This is a genomic window from Diaphorobacter ruginosibacter, from assembly GCF_014395975.1.
In the GTDB taxonomy this organism is placed as follows: Bacteria; Pseudomonadota; Gammaproteobacteria; order Burkholderiales; family Burkholderiaceae_C; genus Diaphorobacter_A; species Diaphorobacter_A ruginosibacter.
The window spans coordinates 2,540,326-2,561,877 of the sequence record NZ_CP060714.1; the positions used below are offsets into that span (position 1 = coordinate 2,540,326).

Below are 21,552 nucleotides of genomic sequence, written 5' to 3' on the forward strand. Positions count from 1 at the left end.
TCATTGCCACGCAAAAGACCACGCAAAAGGATCCGCACATGCCTGTTCGCATCGTCCAACTTGGCTCCCCTCGCAGCGAAGGCGAAGGCCTGCGCATCGGCACCGTGCGCCGCCCTCCGCGCGGCGTGCCCAAGGCCGAATTCGCGAGTCGCAACTATTACGACGTGTGGTACCCGGAGCTCTCCCCCGAGATCGACCTGATGCATGCGGCGCAGGCCGCCATCAAGCTGTTTGCCGAAGGCGAGACGGCCGAGGCGACCAGGCAGTGGGCGCAGTTCGACAAGCAATTCCGCAAGCAGATGGCCGAGGCCGCCAGCAGCCGCACGCTCGATCTGCTGGCCGCGCTCTCGCATACGGCGGCGTTTTCCGTCGGCTGCTACTGCGAGGACGAACGGCACTGCCACCGGGGCATCCTGCGCTCGCTGCTCAAGGAGCGCGGAGCCCTGATTTCGGACACCTGATTTTCATTCGACCATCGACTGGTTCTTTCATCCACAAACCACGTTCCACTGAAGAAGGAGACAACCCATGCAAATCGCATTCATCGGCCTCGGAAACATGGGCGCCCCCATGGCCATCAACCTGCAGAAGGCCGGCCACAGCGTCAAGGCATTCGACCTGTCGAAGGACGCCTGCGAACGCGTGAAGGCCGAAGGCGCACAGATCGCCACGTCCGCCGAAGATGCTGTGCAGGGTGCCGAGGTCATCGTGAGCATGCTGCCCGCCAGCCAGCACGTCGAGGGGCTGTATCTCGGTCGTGACGGCAAGCCGGGGCTGCTCACGCAGATTGCCAAGGGCGCGCTGATCATCGATTCGTCCACCATCGCCGGTGCCACCAGCCAGAAGGTGGCCAAGGCAGCACAAGCTGCCGGTGTGGCCTTCATCGATGCGCCCGTTTCCGGCGGCACGGGCGGCGCCATTGCCGGTACGCTGACCTTCATGGTGGGCGGCAGCGAGGCCGACCTCGAGCGTGCCCGCCCACTGCTCGAGAAGATGGGCAAGAACATCTTCCACGCCGGCGACGTGGGCGCGGGCCAGACCGCCAAGATCTGCAACAACATGCTGCTCGGCATCCTGATGATCGGCACCAGCGAGGCCATTGCCATGGGCGTGGCCAACGGCCTCGATCCCAAGGTGCTGTCGGAAATCATGCGCCGCAGCTCCGGTGGCAACTGGGCGCTGGAGGTCTACAACCCCTTCCCCGGCGTGCAGGAGAACTCCGCCGCCACGCGCGGCTACACCGGCGGTTTCGGTACCGACCTGATGCTCAAGGACCTGGGGCTGGCCCAGGAATGCGCGATGAGCGTGAAGGCCAGCACCCCGCTCGGCGGCATGGCGCGTGCGATCTATGCGGCGCACAGCATTGCCGGACACGGCCCTGAAGACTTCTCCAGCGTGATCAAGATGCTGCAGTCCCCCAAGGCCTGAGAGAGCCAATCGATCTGCAAAGAGAGGTCGTCCCGTCCGGCGTCTCTTTGCAAACGTCACGTTGGCCTACAAGACGGCGCTCGTCTCCGAGCTACAGCTGTCATTATTGAAGTGCACAATTGAGCATTCAAATTTAATAGCCCACAAACCACGGTGGGCTAAAGAACATGGCTGCTCGCAAGAAAACCCCTTCCGCCACTCGCCAACTGGCCGAGTTGAGCATCGCCGCGCCCAATGTCATCGCCCATCGCGTCACCCGCATGGCGATGGCTTCGCCGACTCATCCAAGCCGACGGGACCAGAAGGAATTCATCGGCATGGTGCAGGAGAAGCAGGTCGCCTTTGCCAAGGCCTGGTGGACCCTTTCCCTGGAAATCTCCAAGGCGCAGCAGGCATTCTTCTGGTCCATGCTGCGTGGCCCGCAGGCGCTCACACAGCAGGTGACCCAGATGCCGCAGACGCTGGAGCGCATCACAGCGCGCTCCGTGGCCCCGATTCATCGCAAGGCCGTGCAGAACTCGCGCAGGCTCTCGAAGACTCCGCTGCGCTGAGCCGGCGGACAAGAGCCCCCCGATGAAGGCGTGCGGCATGTGCGCCACAATGGCGCCTCATACACATCGTGCTCAAGAACTTTCCATCCAGGGGCGAGTTACTGGGAGCCATTGCTCCCTTCGCACGCTCGACGCACTACCGCGAATGGCAGTACTTCTGAGCCCTGAGCTTTGAAATGCAGTGATGAGGCGCTTTCCGAAAATGATCAGCAAACGACATTTCATCCAAACCACCGCGCTCGGCCTGGGTGCCGGAGCCGTGACCGGCGGCCATGCACAGCATGCGCCCCGCACTGCGCGCGGGCCGACCTTGCTCACAGTGAGCGGGCTGATCGGCCCCGGCAACCGAGGTGCCCTCGATCCGCAGCTTGACCAGCTCATGGCCAAGCACCAGGTCAAGTTTTCGAGCGCGCACGCGTTCGACTTTGCGGCACTCACCGCGCTACCGGCGACCTCCATCGAGCCAACGCTTGAATATGACGCAAAAAAACACACCCTCAAGGGACCGCTGTTCGCCGACATGATGAAGGCCTGTGGCGTCGCCTTCGGCCCGAAACTGTCGTTTCTGGTCCGTGCGCTCGACGGCTATGCCGTCGCGATATCGGGGGCGGAGATCGCCGAGCGACGCTTCATCCTTGCCACCCATCTGGACGGCCAGCCCATGGCGCTGGGCGGGATCGGGCCGCTCTGGAGCGTCTTCGAGCCCGACCGCTTTCCCGCGCTGATGCGGGAGGATCTCAAGCAGAGATTCCGCCTGTGTCCGTGGGGAACCTACCATGTGGAAGTCTCGCAGGGCTGAGTCATCACCATGCACCTCGGCTCGGCTCGGCTCGGCTCGGCAACGCACCGGTTCATCCATCGACTGGAGATTCCGTCATGTCTTTCTCGCCGCCCTCCTCCATCCAGGCCACGATGCTGATCCGCAAGCCTGCCGCGGACGTGTTCGAGGCCTTCGTCGACCCGGCCATCACCACGCGCTTCTGGTTCGACCGTTCGAGCGGCCGCCTCGCACCGCAGGGCACGGCCACCTGGTACTGGGATCATTACGGCGTCAGCGCCGACGTGAAGGTGGTCGTGTTCGAGCCGAGCCGCAGGCTCGTCATCGAATGGCCAACCCGCACGGAGTGGGATTTCAAGGCGCGGGATAATGACGGCACTTTGGTGACCATCACGGCCTCCGGGTTCACTGGCTCGCCCGATGAGCAGGTCCGGCAGGCGCTCGACAACACCGAAGGCTTCAATCTGGTGCTCGCCGCCTGCAAGGCGTGGCTGGAGTTTGGCGTGCAGCTCCATGTGGTTGCCGACAAGGCTCCCGACGCCCGGCCTGCCACAGGGCCGTGACGACGAGCCCCTATTCGCGGGAGCCTGTTCCCGATTTCCTTTGTCCGGTCGCCGCGCGGCTTCCCGCGCAGCACCCCTTTGCCCCTTTCCGAACGGATCACCATGCCATTGCCAGCCAACAAACAACGCAGCCGCCGCCAGCGCAAGAAGATGCACATCGGCGAATTCCAGGAGCTCGGCTTCGAGTACGAAGTGACTCCCGCCGCAGAGCTCGCCCCCCAGGAGCAGGAAGTGCTCATGGAGAAGTTCCTCGAAGAGATCATTCTTCCGCGCGGCCTGATGCTGGGCGGCTGGCTGAACGACGGCTTCGTGTCGGCCTTCCCTCGCGGCTCCGCCACCGAGGAAGACCGCCAGGCCGTGGAAGCCTGGCTCAAGGCCCACGTGAATGGCGCGCAGGTCAAGCTCAGCGCACTCAAGGACGCCTGGTACGTCGAGGACTGATCAGGAACGCGCCCGGGGCACATGGGCGCTCCGGAGCCGCCCCTGTCGACGGGGGGCTGCCATCAACCCTCCGTACGTGTCGACAATGCCCTACGATGGAGGCACGAAACGCGTTGCCATTTTCCATGACCCCATCGCTGCCCTGGCTCGACCCCGAAGAAGCTTTCCCGCCCGTCTCTCAATCCTGGGGCAGCGAATCCCCCGCGCCCGGCCTGCTGGCCGCAGGGGCGACACTCGACGTATGGCGCCTGAAGGCAGCCTATGCCAACGGCATCTTCCCCTGGTTCAGCCAGGGACAGCCCATCCTCTGGTGGAGCCCGGACCCACGCATGGTGCTGCACGTGGACGAGTTCAAGGTCCATCGCTCGCTGCGCAGGACCCTGCAGAAATTCCGTCAGCTTCCGTCATGCGAGGTGCGGATCGACAGCAATTTCGGCGCCGTCATCCGCCACTGCTCTCAGACTGCGCGCTCTGGTCAGAGCGGAACCTGGATCGTGCCCGCGATGATCGAGGCCTATGAGCACCTGCACGAGGCAGGCAATGCCCACAGCGTGGAGACCTGGGTCGACGGTCAGCTGGTTGGCGGCCTCTATTGCATCAGCATCGGTCGCGCAGTGTTCGGCGAATCGATGTTCGCGCACGCCACCGACGCCTCGAAGGTGGCGCTGGCGGCCCTGGTAGGCCTCTGCCGCACGCAGGGAGTCTCCATGATCGATTGTCAGCAGAACACCGGCCATCTGGCGTCGCTGGGCGCGCGGGAGATCTCACGCGCACGCTTTCTGGAATCGGTGAGCCGGGCGCGCACGGAAGATGCGCTCGATTGGAGCTTCAAGCCCGTATACTGGGATTCATTGTTGCCACCGTTGAAGTTCGCGTGACTCAGCTAAACGACCTGCCACTGCAATCCCTGCAGTTCTACGCCACGGCGCCGTATTCGTGCAGTTACCTGCCCGGACGCTTGGCGCGCTCGCAGGTCGCCACGCCCAGCCACCTGATCCACAACAACGTGTATTCCGACCTCGTTGCCCACGGCTTCCGGCGCAGCGGCATGTTCACCTACCGCCCCTACTGCGACGGCTGCCAGGCCTGCACGCCCCTGCGCGTGCTGGTCAACGAATTCAAGCCCGACCGCAGCCAGCGCCGCGCCTTTGCACAGCATGCAGGCCTGCAGGCACGCGTACTGCGGCTGTGCTTCCTGCCCGAACACTACCAACTGTACCTGCGCTACCAGAACGCCCGTCATGCGGGCGGCGGCATGGATCACGACAGCATCGACCAGTACACCCAGTTCCTGCTGCAAAGCCGCGTGAACTCGCGTCTCGTCGAGTTCCGAGAAACCAACGAGGACGGCACGCCCGGCGACCTCAAGATGGTGTCGATCCTTGACGTGCTGGACGACGGCATCTCCGCGGTCTACACCTTCTACGAGCCCGAGGAAAAGACCAGCTACGGCACCTACAACGTGCAATGGCAGATCCAGCAGGCACGATCGCTCGGCCTGCCACACGTCTACCTGGGCTACTGGATCGAGCAGAGCCCCAAGATGAACTACAAGGCTCGCTTCCTGCCGCATGAATTGCTCATCCAGGGGCAATGGCAGCGCAGCAGCCCATCGTCATTGCAGCGCGGCTAGCCGATTCCAGGCGCTGCCCGGAGACGTGAAGACAGCGGACCAGGGAAGCATCTCCCGGCCCGCTTTTTGCACATCACGGCTGCAGGTCGAACACCAGTACCTCGGCGTCCTTGCCGTCCGTGATCCGGATGTCAGACTCATCCTGGATCAGCGCGGCATCGCCTTCCTTGAGTGCCTGGCCGTTGACCTTGAGTTCGCCGCGCACAAGGTGGACATAGGCCTTGCGGGCCGGATCCATCTTCAGTTCGGCATGCTCCGCCCCATCAAACAGGCCGGCATACAGGCGAGCGTCAGCGTGGATGTTCACAGCGCCCTCATCACCGCCAGGGGCGGCCACCAGGCGCAGGCGCCCCTTTTTCTCGTCCTGCGGCACAGTGATCTGCTCGTAGCTTGGAGGCACGCCGGTCTCGTTCGGCTCGATCCAGATCTGCAGAAAATGCGTCGTCTGGCCTTCGGCGTGGTTGAACTCGCTGTGGCGCACGCCAGTACCCGCGCTCATGCGCTGCACGTCTCCGGGCGGAATGCCCTTGATGTTGCCCATGCTGTCCTTGTGCGCCAGGTTGCCGCTGAGCACATAGCTGATGATCTCCATGTCGCGATGCCCGTGTGTGCCGAAGCCGGTGCCGGGCGCGATGCGATCCTCGTTGATCACGCGCAGGTTGCCCCAGCCCATGTGGCGGGGGTCGTAGTAGTCCGCAAAGGAAAAGCTGTGACGGGACTTGAGCCAGCCATGGTCGGCCAGACCGCGTTCGTTGGAATGACGGATTGTCAGCATGTGGAGCTCCTTCAGGTCGATGTGTTGGGGCGTTTGCCCGATGACTCCACTGTAGGTGGGGCCCGGCGTCCTGTGTCACAAGCCTGTTGAATGCATTCTTCAATTTTTTTGAAATAAAATGGATTCATCATGCAAAACGCACGTGCTGTCCTATCGCCCGAAAACTTGGCCATGCTGCAACTGATCGCAGACACGGGGAGCTTTGCGGCGGCGGCACGCGAGCTGCACCTGGTGCCCAGCGCACTCACCTATCGCGTGCGCCAGATCGAGGACGCGCTCGACGTGCTGCTGTTCGACCGCAGCTCACGCCAGGCCCAGCCCACGGCCGCGGGTTCCGAACTGCTTCGCGAGGGCGCACGGTTGCTGGAGGACGTGGATGCCATCGCCAATCACGTGCGGAGGGTTGCGACGGGCTGGGAACCGCAGTTGACGCTGAGCGTGGACCAGATCATCTCCACGGCGACGGTGCTGGAGCTGGCCGAGGCATTCTGCGCCATCCGGCCCACGCCCCCCACACGCCTGAAATTCGCTGACGGCGTGCTGAGCGGCACGCTCGAGGCGCTCACTTCGGGCATTGCCGACCTGGCCATCGGTGTCGCCGTCGATGCGCCCAGCGTGGCCGGCCTTCAGAGCGCGCCACTGGGCACCCTGCAATTCGTCTTCGTGGTCGCGCCCCACCACCCGCTGGCCTCCGTGAACGAGCCGATCAGCGATTCGGTACTGCGCGAGCACCGCATGATTGCCGTTGCCGATTCGGCACTGCGCACCAACGTCAGCATGGGCATTCTTCCCGGACAGGACGTCATGACGGTGGATTCCATGAGAGCCAAGATCCAGGCACAGCTTCGCGGGCTGGGCGCGGGCTTTCTCCCGGAGCCCATGGTGCGCTCGTACCTTGAGGCCGGCCACCTCGTGATGCGCACCGTGCAGCGGCCCCAGCGCAACGTGCGGCTGAGCTATGCCTGGGGGCGCGGCGGCCAGCGCGCACCGGGTCGTGCGCTGGCATGGTGGCTTGAACAGCTCAAGAGCGAGGCAACACAGCGCTCGCTCCTGGAAAATCACCATCATTTCTGACGCGGAAACACGCGCGGACCCTGCGCCGCGCGCCTCGGGAAAACGCGAGTTCTCCTGTCCTCAGGGTGGAAGGCACGTCGAAGCCGTGTAGAGTGTGAAGGACTGCTGGCAATGGCAACAGCAATGCCACTGCCAACTCGGTTTTCGTCGACTGCACATTCATCTCTCCAGACTGGGCCCGTCATGCAAACACGTTCTTCCAAGGATTCCGCACAGGAACACCGCCCCTTCGGCGGCATCAGGTCCAAACCCAAGCGATTTGCCGTGATCGGCGCCGGCATGGCCGGCATTGCCTGCGCACGCACCCTTCTGCAGGCAGGTCACGATGTGACTGTGTTCGAGCAGCACGCAGAAGCCTCAGGCCGCACTGCGGTGGTCCACTCGGCCAGCGGCAGCTTTGATTCGGGAGCACAGTACTTCACCATCCGCGATTCGCGATTCCAGAAGGCGCTCGACACCGTCCCCGGCCTGTGCCGCGCGTGGAGCGTGAACACCGTGCGCGTGCTCGATGAAGCCGGCCGCGTGGTCGCTGCCGCGCCGCCACCCGGCGAACGCCATTGGGTTGCCACTCCCGCCATGGACGCGCTCGTGAAGACCTGGGCGCAGCCACTGGCAAGCGCCGGACGCCTGCTCACCCGCACGCCCATCGCGGGCATTGAGCGCGACATGCTCAACCCGGAGCAATGGCAGTTGCGCTCGGAAGGCGCTGACGGCGCCAAGCAGGTCCATGCCGGATTCGACACCGTCCTGCTGGCCGTTCCCGCCCCCGTGGCCCAAGCCATCCTGGGCGAGCACGTGGGTGATTGGGAAGACACCCTGGCCAAGGTCGAGATGGCCCCTTGCTGGACACTCATGCTGGGCTTTGCACAGGCCGTGCGCCCGGGACTCACCACGCTCGGTCCCCAGTGGAACGCAGCGCGCAGCACCCACCACCGCATCGCGTGGCTGGCACGCGAATCATCCAAGCCCGGGCGCAGCCAGGTCGAGCGCTGGACGGTACAGGCCAGCCCGCAATGGTCGCAGGAGCATCTCGATGACGACCCCGCACGGGTGCAGGCCAAGCTGCTGCGGGCATTCTCGGAAGTGACCGGCATTCGCGCCACCCCGTCCTCGGTCGAAATACGTCGCTGGCGCAATGCCCGCACCATCATGCCGCTCGGCCAGCCCGCGCTGTGGGATGAGTCGACGCAACTCGGCCTGTGCGGAGACTGGTGCCTCGGCCACCGCCTGGAAGACGCCTTTGTCTCGGGCCTCGAACTGGCACTGGCCGCCATTGATGCGGCCCATTCGAACCAGGCATTCTCCTGACCTGCTGCCGGGCGGCCGGACCAGTAGGCGCCGCCCGTGCCTGGACCGGGGTGCCTGCCGATCCAAGCCTGCGGAGTATCCCTAGAATGGAGCGCTTTCCGTTTCGGGAACTCCCAGGCAGTTGATGACAGCACCAGCGTTCGCACGACAAGGGCATGTGGATCGGTATGCAGGCCGCTTTGCCCCCTCGCCCACGGGTCCTCTGCATGCCGGCTCGCTGGTGGCCGCCCTGGCGAGCTGGCTGGATGCCCGCGCTGCTTGTCATGGCCGGGGCGGCCGCTGGCTCGTGCGTATCGAAGATGTCGATACGCCACGCTGCTCCAGCGAAGCAGCAGAGACCATCCTTCGGCAGTTGGCCGCGCTGCATTTGCTGCCCGACGAGCCTCCGCTTTTCCAGTCGCAGCGCACGGCACGCTATCGCCAGGTGCTCGACCAACTGATCGAGTCACACCTGGCCTATCCCTGCAGCTGCACGCGCAAGGAAATCGAGCAGGCGCTGATCGCCTCAGGCCAATCCCACGAGCGCAATAGCGAACATGTCTATCCTGGCACCTGCCGAGGCGGCCTGCAGGGACGGCCCGCCCGCGCCTGGCGATTTCACACCACCGAGTTCCAGCACCGTCTGCCCGACGCAATCAACGGTGAGCCTGCATTGTCAAGCCGGGGCGTCCACTGGACGGATCGGCGCCTCGGCGCGCAATTCCAGGACGTGGCAGCCTCGGTTGGCGATTTCGTGCTACTACGCGCCGATGGCGTCTGGGCCTACCAATTGGCCGTGGTCACCGACGATGCGGATCAGGAAATAACCCATGTCGTGCGCGGAGAAGATTTGTCGGACAATACTCCGCGCCAAATCCTGCTGCAGAAGGCTCTGGGGTGGGCCACGCCCAAATATCTTCACACGACGCTGGTCCGCGGTGTTGACGGGGAAAAGCTATCCAAACAACATGGTGCGCCCCCCATTGACATCAGCCATCCGTTGGCTGCATTGTGCAACGCGGCCCGCGCCCTGGGTTTGCCCGTTCCAGATCATGTACAGCAGGGAAATTTGTCAGATGCGCTAGCGTTCTGGACACAAGTTTGGATGCATCTGTTTGATTAAGAAATTACAATCCTTTCCCGTGACAACAACAATTTCCCCTATCGCCTCCGACGCGATTGACGCACCAACTGCCGCTGCTGATTCTTCGGCGGCTCCGGCTGGCGTTGCCCATCCCAAGGCCATCCGCAGCTACGTCATTCGCGCAGGCCGCGTCACCACTGGCCAGGCCAAGGCGCTGGAGACGCTGGGCCCCCGCTTCGTGCTCGACTATGCCGCCCAGCCTTTCGATGCTGTCGCAGCCTTCGGCCGTACCGCCCCGCTGATCCTGGAGATCGGCTTTGGCATGGGCGATGCCACAGCCCACATTGCCAGCGTGCGCCCCGAAGACAATTTCCTGTGCTGCGAGGTGCATGAACCCGGCGTGGGTGCCCTGCTCAAACGCGTGGGCGAACAGAACATCGAGAACATTCGCATCCTGCAACACGACGCCGTGGAAGTCATCGATCACATGCTGCCCGAAGGCAGCCTGGACGGCGTGCACATCTTCTTTCCCGATCCTTGGCACAAGAAGCGCCACAACAAGCGACGCCTCATCCAGGCACCCTTGGTGGCCAAGCTTGCCGCACGCCTCAAACCCGGCGGCTACATCCATTGCGCCACCGATTGGGAACCTTACGCCGAGCAGATTCTGGAAGTGCTGAGTGCAGATCCGCACCTTGTGAACACGGCTCCCGCTTACGCTCCACAGCCTGCCTATCGCCCCCTCACCAAGTTCGAGAATCGCGGCCTGCGCCTCGGCCATGGTGTGTGGGATCTTGTTTTCCGCCGTCGCTGAGACGTGCCCCGTCAAGAAGAAGCATCCATGGAATCCCGGGAACAATCCGTGATGCCCCCCATTCTTCAACACCTGGTGGAGATGACCGGCCACCGGGACCATCTGCGCCTCGAGGCATCTGTGCTGGCCACGCTGCTGCAGCTGGGGCAATCCATGGAAGTGCGCGCGCTGGAGTTCTTCTTCGCCGAAACGCAGGTGATGGTGAGGCCGCGCAGCTGGAGCCATCGCGGCGAGGTCATCTCCTCGGAGTGCGACGCTTCCGTCGATCCTGCACGCGGAGCGCTTGCCAGCATGCCCGAGCTTGCGGCCTGCATCCGCGACCGGTTCACGAGCGCCCTTCGCTCCAGCAGCGGCAGCCACACGCTATGGTTGCCGGTGTGGATCAACGACAAGGCGCATGCATGCCTGGAAATCACACAGCACAAGGCGTTCTCGAGACGCCAGCGCGATGTGATCATGGGCGTGTTCCAGGTCTACCAGAACTACCAGAACCTGCTCGATTACAGCGAGCGCGATGCCTTGACCGGGCTACTCAACCGCAAGACCTTCGAAGAGCAGTTCGTCCGCAGCGCCGCCCAGCACCAGGCCGACTTTGGTTCGAGCGAGCCCTCCAGCGGTCTGCAGCAATGGCTTGCAGTGATCGATATCGACCACTTCAAGCAGGTGAACGACGTGTACGGGCACCTGTATGGCGACGAGGTGCTGATCCTGGTGGCCAATCTGCTGCGATCTTCGTTCAGGGCGCATGATCGCGTGTTCCGCTTCGGCGGCGAGGAGTTCGTCGTGCTGTTGCGCTCCACCACCCTGGAGCATGCCGCGCAGGCTTTCGAGCGCTTCCGTGCCACAGTCGAGGAGCACATGTTCCCGCAGATCGGCGGCATCACCGTGAGCGTCGGCTTCACGTCGACGAATGACGGTGCTCCCGTCGAAGTGCTTGGCCGAGCAGACCAGGCCCTCTATTACGCGAAGGCCAATGGACGCAACCAGGTGCGGTTCTTCGACGAGCTGCTGCAAAGCGGCGCGCTGCAACCGAAGATCTCACACGGTGAGATCGAGTTGTTCTGACTTCCTGACACCCAGTCTCGGAGGGAATCCCGGCTCAGTGCCCCCGGGCGTTCTGCAGCAACTGCACGAACGCCCTGAGCGCCGGGGTGAAGTGCTTGTCCCGATGGACCACCCAATAGCACTGGCGGTCCGTGGGCGGCATCTCCGATTCGAGCACGACCAGGCGGCCGTCGCGCACGAAATCCTCGATCACGAACCGCGACAGGCACGCCATGCCCAGGCCCAGTGCCGCAGCATTGCGGATCGCCTCGGAGCTGCCCAACTCGATGCTGCGCTGGTAGCCCCCCAAGTGCGGCAGCACGGCGGCATCCGATGCCTCGCGCGTACCCGAACCCTCCTCCCGCACCAACCAGACCGCCTTGCGCAATGCGTCCATGGGCAGGATACGACCCTGCGATCCGGCCAGCTTCACCATTTCATGTCTCGGTGAGGCCACCAGCACCAGTTCATCACGCAGCCAGGGATTGACCTCGAGCGCGGGTTCGTGCGACGGGCCTTCGATCAGGCCGATGTCGAGTTCGAACGCCGCCACGCGCGCACAGATTTCCGCGCTGTTGTTGATCGCGAGACGCGCGTGCCATGACGCCGCCTTTTCATGCCGGTTCCCGAGGTATTCGGCCAGCAACCCGGGCAGCACATGGTTGCCCAGCGTCGTACTGGCCCCAATGCGCAGCATCTGCAACTGCTCCTCGGGCGCGAGTCCCATGCGCTCCACATCGGCAGCGCCCTCCAGCAGCGCCTGCGCGCGCGGCAGCAAGGCGCGGCCGTTGTCATTGAGTACCAGCCGACGCCCCGAGCGATCGAAGAGCTGCAGCGACAGCACGCGCTCTAGCTCGTTGATGGCCGAACTCGTGGCCGATTGCGACAGCGCGATCGCCTCGGCCGCGCTCGCGGTGCTGCCACTGCGGGCCACCGCCATGAAGATCTGCAGCTGCCGCAGCGTGAGCCGCAATACATCCATTGTTGGTACCTCCAGACGCAGCAGAAGAACACCCCATGGAGTCTCCGTGCTATCAAATTCTTTAGATTCGCTGGTTATTAAGCGATTTGGTTATTAGATTATAGAAAAACTATCTGTTGGATTGGTGAAAGGATTTTTGAGACATTTCGTTCCATTCAGTGCACGCAACAAGTCGCTGATACGAGGGGGCGAGAGCCCGACCAGACCGCACTACACAAGAAACCACAACGAAATGTCCACCGCCAAGCCCGCCGCTCACCACCATGCGCCACCTTCGTCCGGCTCGATCTGGGCCAAGCGCCTTCCCGGCGTTCTGCTGTGCGCGGCCATCGCCGGCGTGGCCTCCTACGTGGGCCAGATCGAATGGTTCGCCTCGCACGGCCTGAGCGTCCTCACGCTGGCCATCATCATCGGCATGGTGCTGGGCAACACCGTGTACGGCAGCATCGCGCCGACCGCCGGTACCGGCATCGGATTCACCAAGCAGACACTGCTGCGCCTTGGCATCGTGCTCTACGGCTTTCGCCTGACCACTGCCGACATTGCGCACGTGGGCCTGAACGGCGTGATCATCGACGCCATCGTCGTGGGCGGCACCTTCATGCTGGCCATGTTGATCGGCACGCGCTGGCTGGGCATGGATCGCAAGCAGGTCATGCTCATCGGTGCGGGCAGCTCCATCTGCGGCGCGGCGGCCGTGCTGGGTACCGAACCCGTCGTGAAGGCCCGCGCCGACCAGGTCACCGTGGCGGTGGCGACCGTGGTCGTCTTCGGCACGATCTGCATCTTCCTCTACCCTGCCCTGTACCAGTGGAATCTGGCTGCCGGCTTCATCCCCGGCGGTGCCACCGAATTCGGTATCTACACCGGCGCCACTGTCCATGAAGTGGCCCAGGTCGTCGCCGCAGCCCGCGCCATGGGTCCCGAGGCAGCCGACACCGCCGTCGTGACCAAGATGGTCCGCGTGATGATGCTGGCTCCGTTCCTGCTGATCCTCTCGGCCTACCTGGCCCGCAGCGAGCGCGCCGAAGCTGGCGCCCAGGGCCAGAAGTCCAAGATGACCATCCCATGGTTCGCGTTCGGTTTCATCGCAGTGGTGCTGTTCAACTCCCTGAACCTCGTGCCCAAGGAAGTCGTGGGCAACGTGAACACAGGTGCCAACGTGCTGCTGGCGATGGCCATGGCAGGCCTGGGTCTGACGACACACGCCAGCGCCATCAAGAATGCCGGCGCCAAGCCCCTGGTGCTCGCAGCCATCCTGGCTGTGTGGCTGGTGGTGGGCGGTGGCCTGCTGAACCGCTTCATGCTCTGATTGCCCACGCAGACAAAGGAAAGAACAAGGAAAGAACAAGGAAAGGTAGTGGCAGAGGGACACCTGTCCCCCCGTCTTCAAAAACCTCCCGCCATCGGCAGGGAGGTTTTTTTTCGCGGGCTGCCGAGCCCTCAGCCGACCATTCCTGTCCTCTGGCGCAGCCAAGAAAAAAACCTCCTGAAGAAATCCTCAGGAGGTTCTGCCGTGACAGCGTGATGGACGCATTCAGAGGTCCATCAGGGGGAAAGGCGATTTAGACGCGCTCGGCCACCCAGGACTGCACCGATGCCAGCGCCGCATCCACCTTGGATGCATCCGTGCCGCCGGCCATCGCCATGTCCGGCTTGCCGCCGCCCTTGCCGCCGACTTGCTGTGCGACAAAGTTGACGAGTTCGCCGGCCTTGACCTTGGCGGTTTCGTTCTTGGTCACGCCCGCGGCCAATTGCACCTTGTCGCCATCGACGGCAGCCAGCACGATGGCAGCCGCGCCCAGCTTGTCCTTGAGCTTGTCCATGGTCTCGCGCAGGGTCTTGGCGTCCGCGCCTTCGAGCTTGGCGGCCAGCACCTTGATGCCCTTGATATCGGCCGCTTGCGTGACCAGCTCATCGCCCTGGCTCGACGCCAGCTTGCCCTTGAGCGCAGCCACTTCCTTTTCCAGTGCCTTGATCTGGTCGAGCGCGCCACCGATGCGGCTCGTGAGTTCCGCCACGGGCGCCTTGAGCGTGGCGGCCGCCTGATCGACGGTGGACTCGAGCGACTGCAGGTACGCAAGCGCGTTCTCGCCCGTCACCGCCTCCACGCGGCGCACGCCTGCCGCCACGCCGGATTCGCCCACCACCTTGAACAGGCCGATATCGCCCGTGCGATGCACGTGCGTGCCGCCGCAGAGTTCACGGCTGGTGCCGATGTCGAGCACGCGCACGGAGTCGCCGTACTTCTCGCCGAACAGCATCATCGCGCCGGTCTTCTGCGCACTTTCGATGTCCATCACGCGCGCCTGGGTGTCGGTGTTGGCCAGGATTTCCTTGTTCACGCGCGCCTCGATGTCGCGGATCTGCTCGGCCGTGACCGGCGCGTTGTGCGCGAAGTCGAAGCGCGTGCGCTCGGCGTTGACCAGCGAACCCTTCTGCTGCACGTGCGCGCCCAGCACTTCGCGCAGTGCCTTGTGCATGATGTGCGTGACCGAGTGGTTGCGCATGGTCGCCGCACGCACCTCGGTATCGACTTCCGCCTGCACCGCATCGCCCACCTTGAGCGCGCCCGACTCCAGCATGCCGTGGTGGCCGTACACGTCGGCCTTGATCTTGAGGGTGTCCTGCACCTTGAACACGGCGGTGCCCACGGTGATGCGACCCTGGTCACCCACCTGGCCGCCGGACTCCGCGTAGAACGGAGTGGTGTCGAGCACCACGACGCCGCTCTCGCCCACCTTGAGCTCGTTCACGCTCTCGCCTTCGCGATAGAGCGCAACCACCTTGGCGGACTCGGAGAGCTTCTCGTAACCGGTGAAGGCGTTGGCCGCACCCGCGTATTCAAGCGCGCGGTCCATCTTGAACTTGCCCGCGGCGCGCGCCGTGCTCTTCTGGTGCTCCATGGCTGCATTGAAACCGGCCTCGTCCACCTTCACGTCACGCTCGCGCGCCACGTCGTTGGTCAGGTCGAGCGGGAAGCCATAGGTGTCGTGCAGCTTGAAGGCCACATCGCCCGACAGCAGCTTCACGCCGCCGGCCAGAGCGCTGTCCAGAATCTCCATGCCATTGGCCAGCGTTTCGAAGAAGCGCTCCTCCTCGGCCTTGAGCACGCTGGTGATGTGCGCTTCCTGCTCCTTGAGCTTGGGATAGGCATCGCCCATCTGCACGACGAGCTCGTGCACGAGCTTGTGGAAGAACGGCGTCTTCTGGCCCAGCTTGTAGCCATGGCGGATCGCGCGGCGGATGATGCGGCGCTGCACATAGCCGCGGCCTTCGTTGGAAGGAATCACGCCGTCCGACACGAGGAACGAGGTGGCGCGGATGTGGTCGGCAATCACCTTGAGCGACGGGTTGTTCAGGTCGCTGGTGTGGGTTTCGCGGCCAGCCGCCTTGATCAGGGCCTGGAACAGGTCGATCTCGTAGTTGCTGTGCACATGCTGCAGGATGGCAGCGAGGCGCTCAAGGCCCATGCCGGTATCCACGCAAGGCGCGGGCAGCTTCACGATGGAGCCGTCTTCCTTCATGTCGAACTGCATGAACACGTGGTTCCAGATCTCGATGAAGCGATCACCGTCTTCGTCCGGGCTGCCCGGAGGGCCGCCGGCGATGTGCTCGCCATGGTCGTAGAAGATTTCCGAGCACGGGCCGCAGGGGCCGGTGTCGGCCATCATCCAGAAGTTGTCGCTCTTGTAGCGGCCACCCTTGTTGTCGCCGATGCGGATCACACGCTCGGGTGGCAGGCCGATGACCTGGGTCCAGATGTCGTAGGCCTCATCGTCCTCTTCGTAGACGGTGGCAAGCAGCTTTTCGGCTGGTAGGCCGTAGACCTTGGTGAGCAGCTCCCAGCCCCACTGGATGGATTCGAGCTTGAAGTAGTCGCCAAACGACCAGTTGCCCAGCATCTCGAAGAAGGTGTGGTGACGCGCGGTATAGCCCACGTTCTCGAGGTCGTTGTGCTTGCCGCCGGCGCGCAGGCAGGCCTGCACGGAAGTCGCGCGGCTGTAGGGGCGCTTGTCGGTGCCGAGGAACACGTCCTTGAACTGCACCATGCCCGAGTTGGTGAACATCAGAGTCGGGTCATTGCCCGGCACCAGCGAGCTGGATGCCACCACGGTGTGCCCCTTGGAAGCGAAAAAGTCCAGGAAGCTCTTGCGAATGTCGGCGACTGAGAAAGTGGGTTTGCTCATGATGATGTCTTGGATTCCGGGCATGGACTTCGACCGCAACCTGCGATTCAGGCGGTCATCCCCGTAGTGAACCAAGCATTATAGGTTTTTAGCCCTGCATACCAGGAAACGGTGGCCAAGAGCGCTTTTGCATCATTCAGAAATTTCAATTTAATGAAATATTTCGTCTCATTTAACGGAATTTCAACCCATGAGAGAAACATAGATAGGCGTCTGCCGTTATCCTCGAAACCTGCGGCGCACCATGGAAGCCCGGGCCTCGTCCCTTGCGTTTTCCAGTCGACCAAACCCACCCAAACACCCTCAGGAGACATCCATGGACATGAAGACATCCCCTCTTTCCACCCTCAAGGACCCCACCCTGCTCAAGACCGACGCACTGATCGACGGCAAGTGGGTTGCTGGCGCATCGCGCTTCGCGGTGACAGACCCGGCCACCGGCCTGGAGCTTGCACAGGTCGCCAACCTGGGCGCCAAGGATGCCGAGGCCGCCATCGCAGCGGCCAGCAAGGCCTGGCCGCAATGGCGTGCGCTGACCGCCAAGGAACGCAGCATCACCCTGCGCAAGTGGTATGACCTGCTGATGGCAAACCAGGACGACCTCGGCCGCATCATGACCGCCGAGCAAGGCAAGCCGCTACCGGAAGCCAAGGGCGAAGTGGCCTATGGCGCGAGCTTCGTGGAATGGTTCGCAGAAGAAGCCAAGCGCGTGAATGGCGAGATGCTGCCGCAGTTCGACAACAACCGCCGCCTGCTGGTGATGAAGGCACCGATCGGCGTATGCGCGGCCATCACGCCGTGGAATTTCCCGCTCGCCATGATCACCCGCAAGGTCGCACCCGCACTCGCGGCAGGCTGCCCCGTGGTCATCAAGCCTGCCGAACTCACGCCACTGACGGCGCTGGCCGCCATCGAGCTATCCATCCGCGCCGGCATTCCCGCAGGCGTCATCAACATCATCACCGCCGATGCCGACAACTCCATCGCCGTCGGGAAGGTGCTGTGCGCCAGCGATACGGTGCGCCACCTGTCGTTCACCGGCTCCACCGAAGTGGGCCGCATCCTGATGGCGCAAAGCGCGCCCACGGTGAAGAAGCTCTCACTTGAACTGGGCGGCAACGCACCGTTCCTGGTGTTTGACGACGCCGACATCGACTCCGCGGTCGAGGGCGCCTTCGCCAGCAAGTACCGCAATGCCGGCCAGACCTGCGTGTGCACCAACCGCTTCTATGTCCAGGAGGGCGTGTACGACGAATTCGTCACCAAGTTTGCAGCCAAGGTCCAGACGGCCAAGGTGGGCAATGGCTTCGAGCAGGATGTCAACCAGGGCCCCCTCATCGAAGGCGCCGCCATCGCCAAGGTGCAGCGCCACCTGGACGATGCCCTCTCCAAGGGCGGACGCGTGGTGACCGGCGGCCATCAGCTCAAGCAGCTGGGCTCCGGCCAGTTCTTCGAGCCCACGGTGGTGGCCGACGCCTCCCCCGACATGCTCGTGGCCAAGCAGGAAACCTTCGGCCCCTTGGCACCGGTCTTCAGGTTCAAGACGGAAATGGAAGCCATCGCTGCGGCCAACGACACCGAGTTTGGATTGGCAAGCTATGTCTATACCCGCGACGTGGGACGCATCTTCCGCGTGAGCGAGGGCCTGGAGTACGGCATGGTGGGCGTGAATGTCGGCATCCTCGCCACGGAGCACGTACCCTTCGGTGGCGTCAAGCAATCGGGCATTGGCCGCGAAGGCTCGCACCACGGCATGGACGACTATGTCGAAATCAAGTACGTGTGCATTGGCGACGTGATGAAGTAACGAGAGTCGAAAGCCAAAAGCCGCCAGGGGCGGCTTTTTCGTCTGCCTGCGCCCCTCCCGAACGGAGTTGGCACGTCGAGCGTTCAGGTCGGTGTCAGTGCAACCGGCGGGGGGCCGCTCGGCACCGGATTTTCGGCAATCTCCAGACGATTCCGCCCCTTGACTTTCGCCGCGTAGAGCGCGGCGTCGGCACGGGAAACCAAGGCATCTATCGAGCCGTCCTCCACGGACCACTCGGCCAATCCCAGACTGATCGTGAAGCTCGGCAAGGAAGTGTCGCCAAGATGGGTCGCTTCGCTCAGGATGCGCCGAGCCGCCTGCAGCGCCTCCGGGAGAGACGTATCCAGCATCACGATCACGAATTCCTCGCCTCCGAAACGCGCCACCACATCGCGCGATCGCACCAGGGTCTGCATGCGTTCGCACAAATGAACAAGCACGCGGTCACCCACGAGATGGCCATGCTCGTCATTGATTTTCTTGAAATGGTCTACGTCGACCATCACCACACAAAATTTCTGCTGCGAACGCAGGCTGTGGGAATGCTCCCGCTCAAGGGACTCCCGCAGGGCAAGCCGATTGAATGCGCCGGTCAGCGGGTCACGGATCGAACGCTCCTCTATGAGCGCCCGTACGTAATCGGATGCCATCGTTGCAAAACCGATCACAAGCATCAGGTTGCAGATGGTGAAGCAACTGGTATAGATGATTTGAATGGCGTCCTGGGTGAGAAGGCCGCTGTTTCCTTGCGGAAGGATGGAAGCGTGCAAGGCCCGCAATCCATAGACGGCAGCCAGAAGGCCTAGCCAGCTGGTGGTCAGTGTGATACCGATCGATTTCCCGAAGCGACTCGTTGCGCGGGGGTGGCGCAGAAGAAAGTAGGCATGGTAAATGCCAATATAGGCACACAGCCCCGCCACGATGACAACCCTTGCGCGAAAGCTCGGTGCTCCGTAGGCGAACCACGTCACCACGGCCAGGACAACGGCCCAGATCGCGAGCCAGAAGCGAAAATCAATGCGTTGACCAAAGTGCCATGCACTCCCGGCGAGCCACACGATGTAGGCAAGGACCAATGCACCATTGCCCAGCGTAATGGACGCAATCGGGGGAATCCAGTCACGCAATCCCAACAACAGCAGCGCGACAAACACCAACCAGGCCCCACCGACCCAGGCCCTCAGGCCGGGCACCGGCAACGGCGTCGCGCGCGCAAGCAGGCTCAGCACGACAGCCATCAGCCCGCTCGTAATGCTGGCAATCAGAACGGTTGTTCGTGGATCCAGTGTGAAGGAAGACATCGCCTAGCAGACCCCACGCAACGTTAGGAAACCATTAGAAACTTATCGAAACTTGCATGGTAACGCATTGCGACGCCAAGGCGTCAGTGTGAAATCGTATGTGGCGCTGCTCTGCTGCATCCAACGTCAAGCGGGCAGGCTCGCCACTCCTTTTTGCAGGAGCCTCGGACCTCTGCGGGCTGGCGCGGGTGCTCATCCGCATGCCGTGGAACTCCGCGCGCTGACCGCATACTTGGCATGCAGGAGCACCCCATTGGGGTGAACGGGCGCCGAGGACAAAAGGCCCGCCGAAGCGAGCCACAGGCTATCTGGCCGAGGGGAACAGATACCGGGTTGCCTCGGGCTTGAGCATCGGCTTGAGCTTGCCAAATGGGAGGCTCACGCGGCTGCCAAGACACACACTCCGGGCATGGCCTATGCCCGAGATCACGAAACCGAGTTGGTTGGGCGCTTCAAACATCAGTGCCATGTAATCGGGCAGCATCTCGGTGCAATCCTTGTCATCCCGGTGTTCGGACTGGCCGACAACCGCTTTCTGGATGAAGTCGACCAACTGCGGACTGTACTCGCGCCCCTCCAGGCCATGGCGATAGCCTTTGATAAGGCGCGAAAAATCCAGATAGCCGCCACGCAGCAGATCCAGCGTGAATGGGTCGAAGTGATTGTTGGGGTGCGCCCCGCCACAGGAAGGTGAACCGGACTCGGTCACGCTCATCAAGGTGGTAGAAAGATAGCTGAGCTTGATTTGCTCGTGGTCGAAGTAGCCCAATGTCCCTGCCTCGGGGCCGGTGCTCTCGTAGATCGAGGACTTGCAGGCCAGCGCCTGCAAACTCATGGCCCAGTGACGCTGCTCCAGAAGGGCATTGGCCACGGCCAGCATGCGGGCATCCGGGTGGCGTGTCAGGCGCGGATACCAGAACCGGGTGCGCACGTCGCGCACCGGACGCCATGCCAGGTTCGGTGCCACCACGACCTCCCTGCCCTGCTCCAGCGGCAGGGCCACGCGCAGATAGTCGTATGGCGTGTCCTGCATGCTGATGGCAACGCCCTCCGCAACTCCGCTCCCTGCCCCTTGCACAATGGCCTGGGTCACCGCCTCCACGCCTCGCGGCGCAATCTTCTCTGGGTCGTACTGCGCAACACGTTCAAGGCGGAACGGCAACCTGCCGCCATGGATGCCGTCTTCCCACTCGCCGGTCAGTGCCTCACCGTGCAGGCGAGCGCGCCAGATGACCTGCCGCTGCGCGGCGTCCTCGAACATCGGCGCACCCGCTATTCCGGCATCCAGCTTCTTTTCCAGCAACTCGCCCGTCAAAGGCCGGGCTTCAGCCAACTGGTCCAGACGGCCTTGAAGCGGAATGTCCACGCCGTGGCGCAGATAGAAATAGCGTCCTTTGCGCGCGCCGTCCGCCTGGGGCGCCCCCAGCTCCATCACCACATCGGCCTTGCCCAGGACACCGCGGTAGACCTCCACGGGCGCCGCCCAGGCAGGGCTTGATGCCGCAATGAAGAAGGCCATCGACAGAAACGACAGCCTAGCCATGATGAGCCTCAGATCCAGCATATACTTAACATCTCCTTGGATGGAGGTCGCGGAGACGCACCTCCATCACATAGGAGTTTATGTCGTTGCAAATCAACGAGATACAAAACGCGGGTGTAGTTCAATGGTAGAACGGCAGCTTCCCAAGCTTCATACGAGGGTTCGATTCCCTTCACCCGCTCCAGCAATCCCTTCCCTGTCCCACGTTTCAAACACTCGCACAAATCGAGCGAGGCAAACGATCGAGACAATCACTG

20 protein-coding genes and 1 tRNA gene are annotated in these 21,552 nt (G+C 63.1%); 16 read left to right on the top strand and 5 right to left on the bottom strand.

Annotation, left to right across the window (positions count from 1 at the left end; translation table 11 throughout):
• The first annotated feature begins 38 nt into the window (after positions 1 to 38).
• The 8 genes from H9K76_RS11395 to H9K76_RS11430 all read left to right on the top strand — a co-directional run bounded on the left by H9K76_RS11395 (position 39) and on the right by H9K76_RS11430 (position 5,394).
• A complete protein-coding gene (locus tag H9K76_RS11395; RefSeq protein ID WP_187600341.1) occupies positions 39 to 461 on the top strand; it encodes a DUF488 domain-containing protein in 423 nt (140 codons plus the stop codon).
• Positions 462 to 528: 67 nt separating this feature from the next.
• Positions 529 to 1,428: a 3-hydroxyisobutyrate dehydrogenase gene (mmsB, locus tag H9K76_RS11400; RefSeq protein WP_187600342.1), complete on the top strand. Its 900-nt coding sequence runs from the start codon at positions 529 to 531 to the stop codon at positions 1,426 to 1,428.
• Positions 1,429 to 1,595: 167 nt separating this feature from the next.
• Positions 1,596 to 1,979 carry a hypothetical protein gene (locus H9K76_RS11405; protein ID WP_187600343.1) on the top strand — a complete coding sequence of 128 codons (384 nt, stop codon included), beginning with the start codon at positions 1,596 to 1,598 and terminating at the stop codon, positions 1,977 to 1,979.
• Positions 1,980 to 2,181: 202 nt separating this feature from the next.
• On the top strand, positions 2,182 to 2,778 hold the full coding sequence (locus tag H9K76_RS11410) for a putative pterin-binding protein (RefSeq protein WP_187600344.1): 597 nt from the start codon (positions 2,182 to 2,184) through the stop codon (positions 2,776 to 2,778).
• A 77-nt stretch (positions 2,779 to 2,855) separates the two neighbouring features.
• Positions 2,856 to 3,320, top strand: a complete 465-nt coding sequence (locus H9K76_RS11415; protein ID WP_187600345.1) for an SRPBCC family protein — start codon at positions 2,856 to 2,858, stop codon at positions 3,318 to 3,320.
• A gap of 102 nt (positions 3,321 to 3,422) precedes the next feature.
• Positions 3,423 to 3,761 (top strand): YggL 50S ribosome-binding family protein, encoded by a 339-nt coding sequence (locus tag H9K76_RS11420; protein WP_187600346.1) that lies wholly within the window; start codon positions 3,423 to 3,425, stop codon positions 3,759 to 3,761.
• A gap of 125 nt (positions 3,762 to 3,886) precedes the next feature.
• Positions 3,887 to 4,639: a leucyl/phenylalanyl-tRNA--protein transferase gene (aat, locus tag H9K76_RS11425; protein ID WP_187600347.1), complete on the top strand. Its 753-nt coding sequence runs from the start codon at positions 3,887 to 3,889 to the stop codon at positions 4,637 to 4,639.
• Entirely contained in the window at positions 4,636 to 5,394 is a 759-nt protein-coding gene (locus tag H9K76_RS11430; RefSeq protein ID WP_187600348.1) for an arginyltransferase, read from the top strand. The genes aat and H9K76_RS11430 overlap by 4 nt, the downstream gene beginning before the upstream one ends.
• Positions 5,395 to 5,467: 73 nt before the next feature.
• On the opposite strand, the gene H9K76_RS11435 is transcribed toward H9K76_RS11430, so the two are convergent.
• Positions 5,468 to 6,169 (bottom strand): pirin family protein, encoded by a 702-nt coding sequence (locus H9K76_RS11435; protein ID WP_187600349.1) that lies wholly within the window; start codon positions 6,167 to 6,169, stop codon positions 5,468 to 5,470.
• 129 nt (positions 6,170 to 6,298) lie between these two features.
• On the opposite strand from H9K76_RS11435, the gene H9K76_RS11440 reads away from it, so the two are divergent.
• From H9K76_RS11440 to H9K76_RS11460, 5 genes are all read left to right on the top strand, one after another.
• Positions 6,299 to 7,243, top strand: coding sequence for a LysR family transcriptional regulator (locus tag H9K76_RS11440; RefSeq protein WP_187600350.1), 945 nt, complete (start codon positions 6,299 to 6,301; stop codon positions 7,241 to 7,243).
• A 183-nt stretch (positions 7,244 to 7,426) separates the two neighbouring features.
• A complete protein-coding gene (locus tag H9K76_RS11445) occupies positions 7,427 to 8,551 on the top strand; it encodes an NAD(P)/FAD-dependent oxidoreductase (protein ID WP_187600351.1) in 1,125 nt (374 codons plus the stop codon).
• 124 nt (positions 8,552 to 8,675) lie between these two features.
• Complete coding sequence (gene gluQRS / locus H9K76_RS11450; RefSeq protein ID WP_187600352.1) at positions 8,676 to 9,653, top strand: tRNA glutamyl-Q(34) synthetase GluQRS; 978 nt, start codon at positions 8,676 to 8,678, stop codon at positions 9,651 to 9,653.
• A 40-nt stretch (positions 9,654 to 9,693) separates the two neighbouring features.
• A complete protein-coding gene (gene trmB / locus H9K76_RS11455; RefSeq protein WP_425489700.1) occupies positions 9,694 to 10,428 on the top strand; it encodes a tRNA (guanosine(46)-N7)-methyltransferase TrmB in 735 nt (244 codons plus the stop codon).
• 51 nt (positions 10,429 to 10,479) lie between these two features.
• Positions 10,480 to 11,493, top strand: coding sequence for a GGDEF domain-containing protein (locus H9K76_RS11460; protein ID WP_187600354.1), 1,014 nt, complete (start codon positions 10,480 to 10,482; stop codon positions 11,491 to 11,493).
• 34 nt (positions 11,494 to 11,527) lie between these two features.
• Here H9K76_RS11460 and H9K76_RS11465 read toward each other — a convergent pair whose 3' ends face one another.
• A complete protein-coding gene (locus tag H9K76_RS11465) occupies positions 11,528 to 12,454 on the bottom strand; it encodes a LysR family transcriptional regulator (protein ID WP_223196290.1) in 927 nt (308 codons plus the stop codon).
• Between the two features lie 232 nt (positions 12,455 to 12,686).
• On the opposite strand from H9K76_RS11465, the gene H9K76_RS11470 reads away from it, so the two are divergent.
• Entirely contained in the window at positions 12,687 to 13,766 is a 1,080-nt protein-coding gene (locus H9K76_RS11470) for a YeiH family protein (RefSeq protein WP_187600355.1), read from the top strand.
• Positions 13,767 to 14,019: 253 nt separating this feature from the next.
• Here H9K76_RS11470 and alaS read toward each other — a convergent pair whose 3' ends face one another.
• The gene (gene alaS, locus H9K76_RS11475) at positions 14,020 to 16,644 is read right to left on the bottom strand and encodes an alanine--tRNA ligase (protein ID WP_187600356.1); all 2,625 of its coding nucleotides are present in this window, start codon (positions 16,642 to 16,644) and stop codon (positions 14,020 to 14,022) included.
• 316 nt (positions 16,645 to 16,960) lie between these two features.
• Here alaS and H9K76_RS11480 point away from each other — a divergent pair, with 316 nt between their 5' ends.
• Positions 16,961 to 18,451 (top strand): NAD-dependent succinate-semialdehyde dehydrogenase, encoded by a 1,491-nt coding sequence (locus H9K76_RS11480; protein WP_187600357.1) that lies wholly within the window; start codon positions 16,961 to 16,963, stop codon positions 18,449 to 18,451.
• A gap of 83 nt (positions 18,452 to 18,534) precedes the next feature.
• On the opposite strand, the gene H9K76_RS11485 is transcribed toward H9K76_RS11480, so the two are convergent.
• Positions 18,535 to 19,689, bottom strand: coding sequence for a GGDEF domain-containing protein (locus H9K76_RS11485; RefSeq protein WP_187600358.1), 1,155 nt, complete (start codon positions 19,687 to 19,689; stop codon positions 18,535 to 18,537).
• 367 nt (positions 19,690 to 20,056) lie between these two features.
• On the bottom strand, positions 20,057 to 21,316 hold the full coding sequence (locus H9K76_RS11490; protein WP_246475474.1) for a hypothetical protein: 1,260 nt from the start codon (positions 21,314 to 21,316) through the stop codon (positions 20,057 to 20,059).
• Between the two features lie 89 nt (positions 21,317 to 21,405).
• Between H9K76_RS11490 and H9K76_RS11495 the strand changes: the two genes are divergently transcribed.
• A tRNA-Gly gene (locus H9K76_RS11495) sits at positions 21,406 to 21,479 on the top strand.
• Positions 21,480 to 21,552 lie beyond the last annotated feature (73 nt).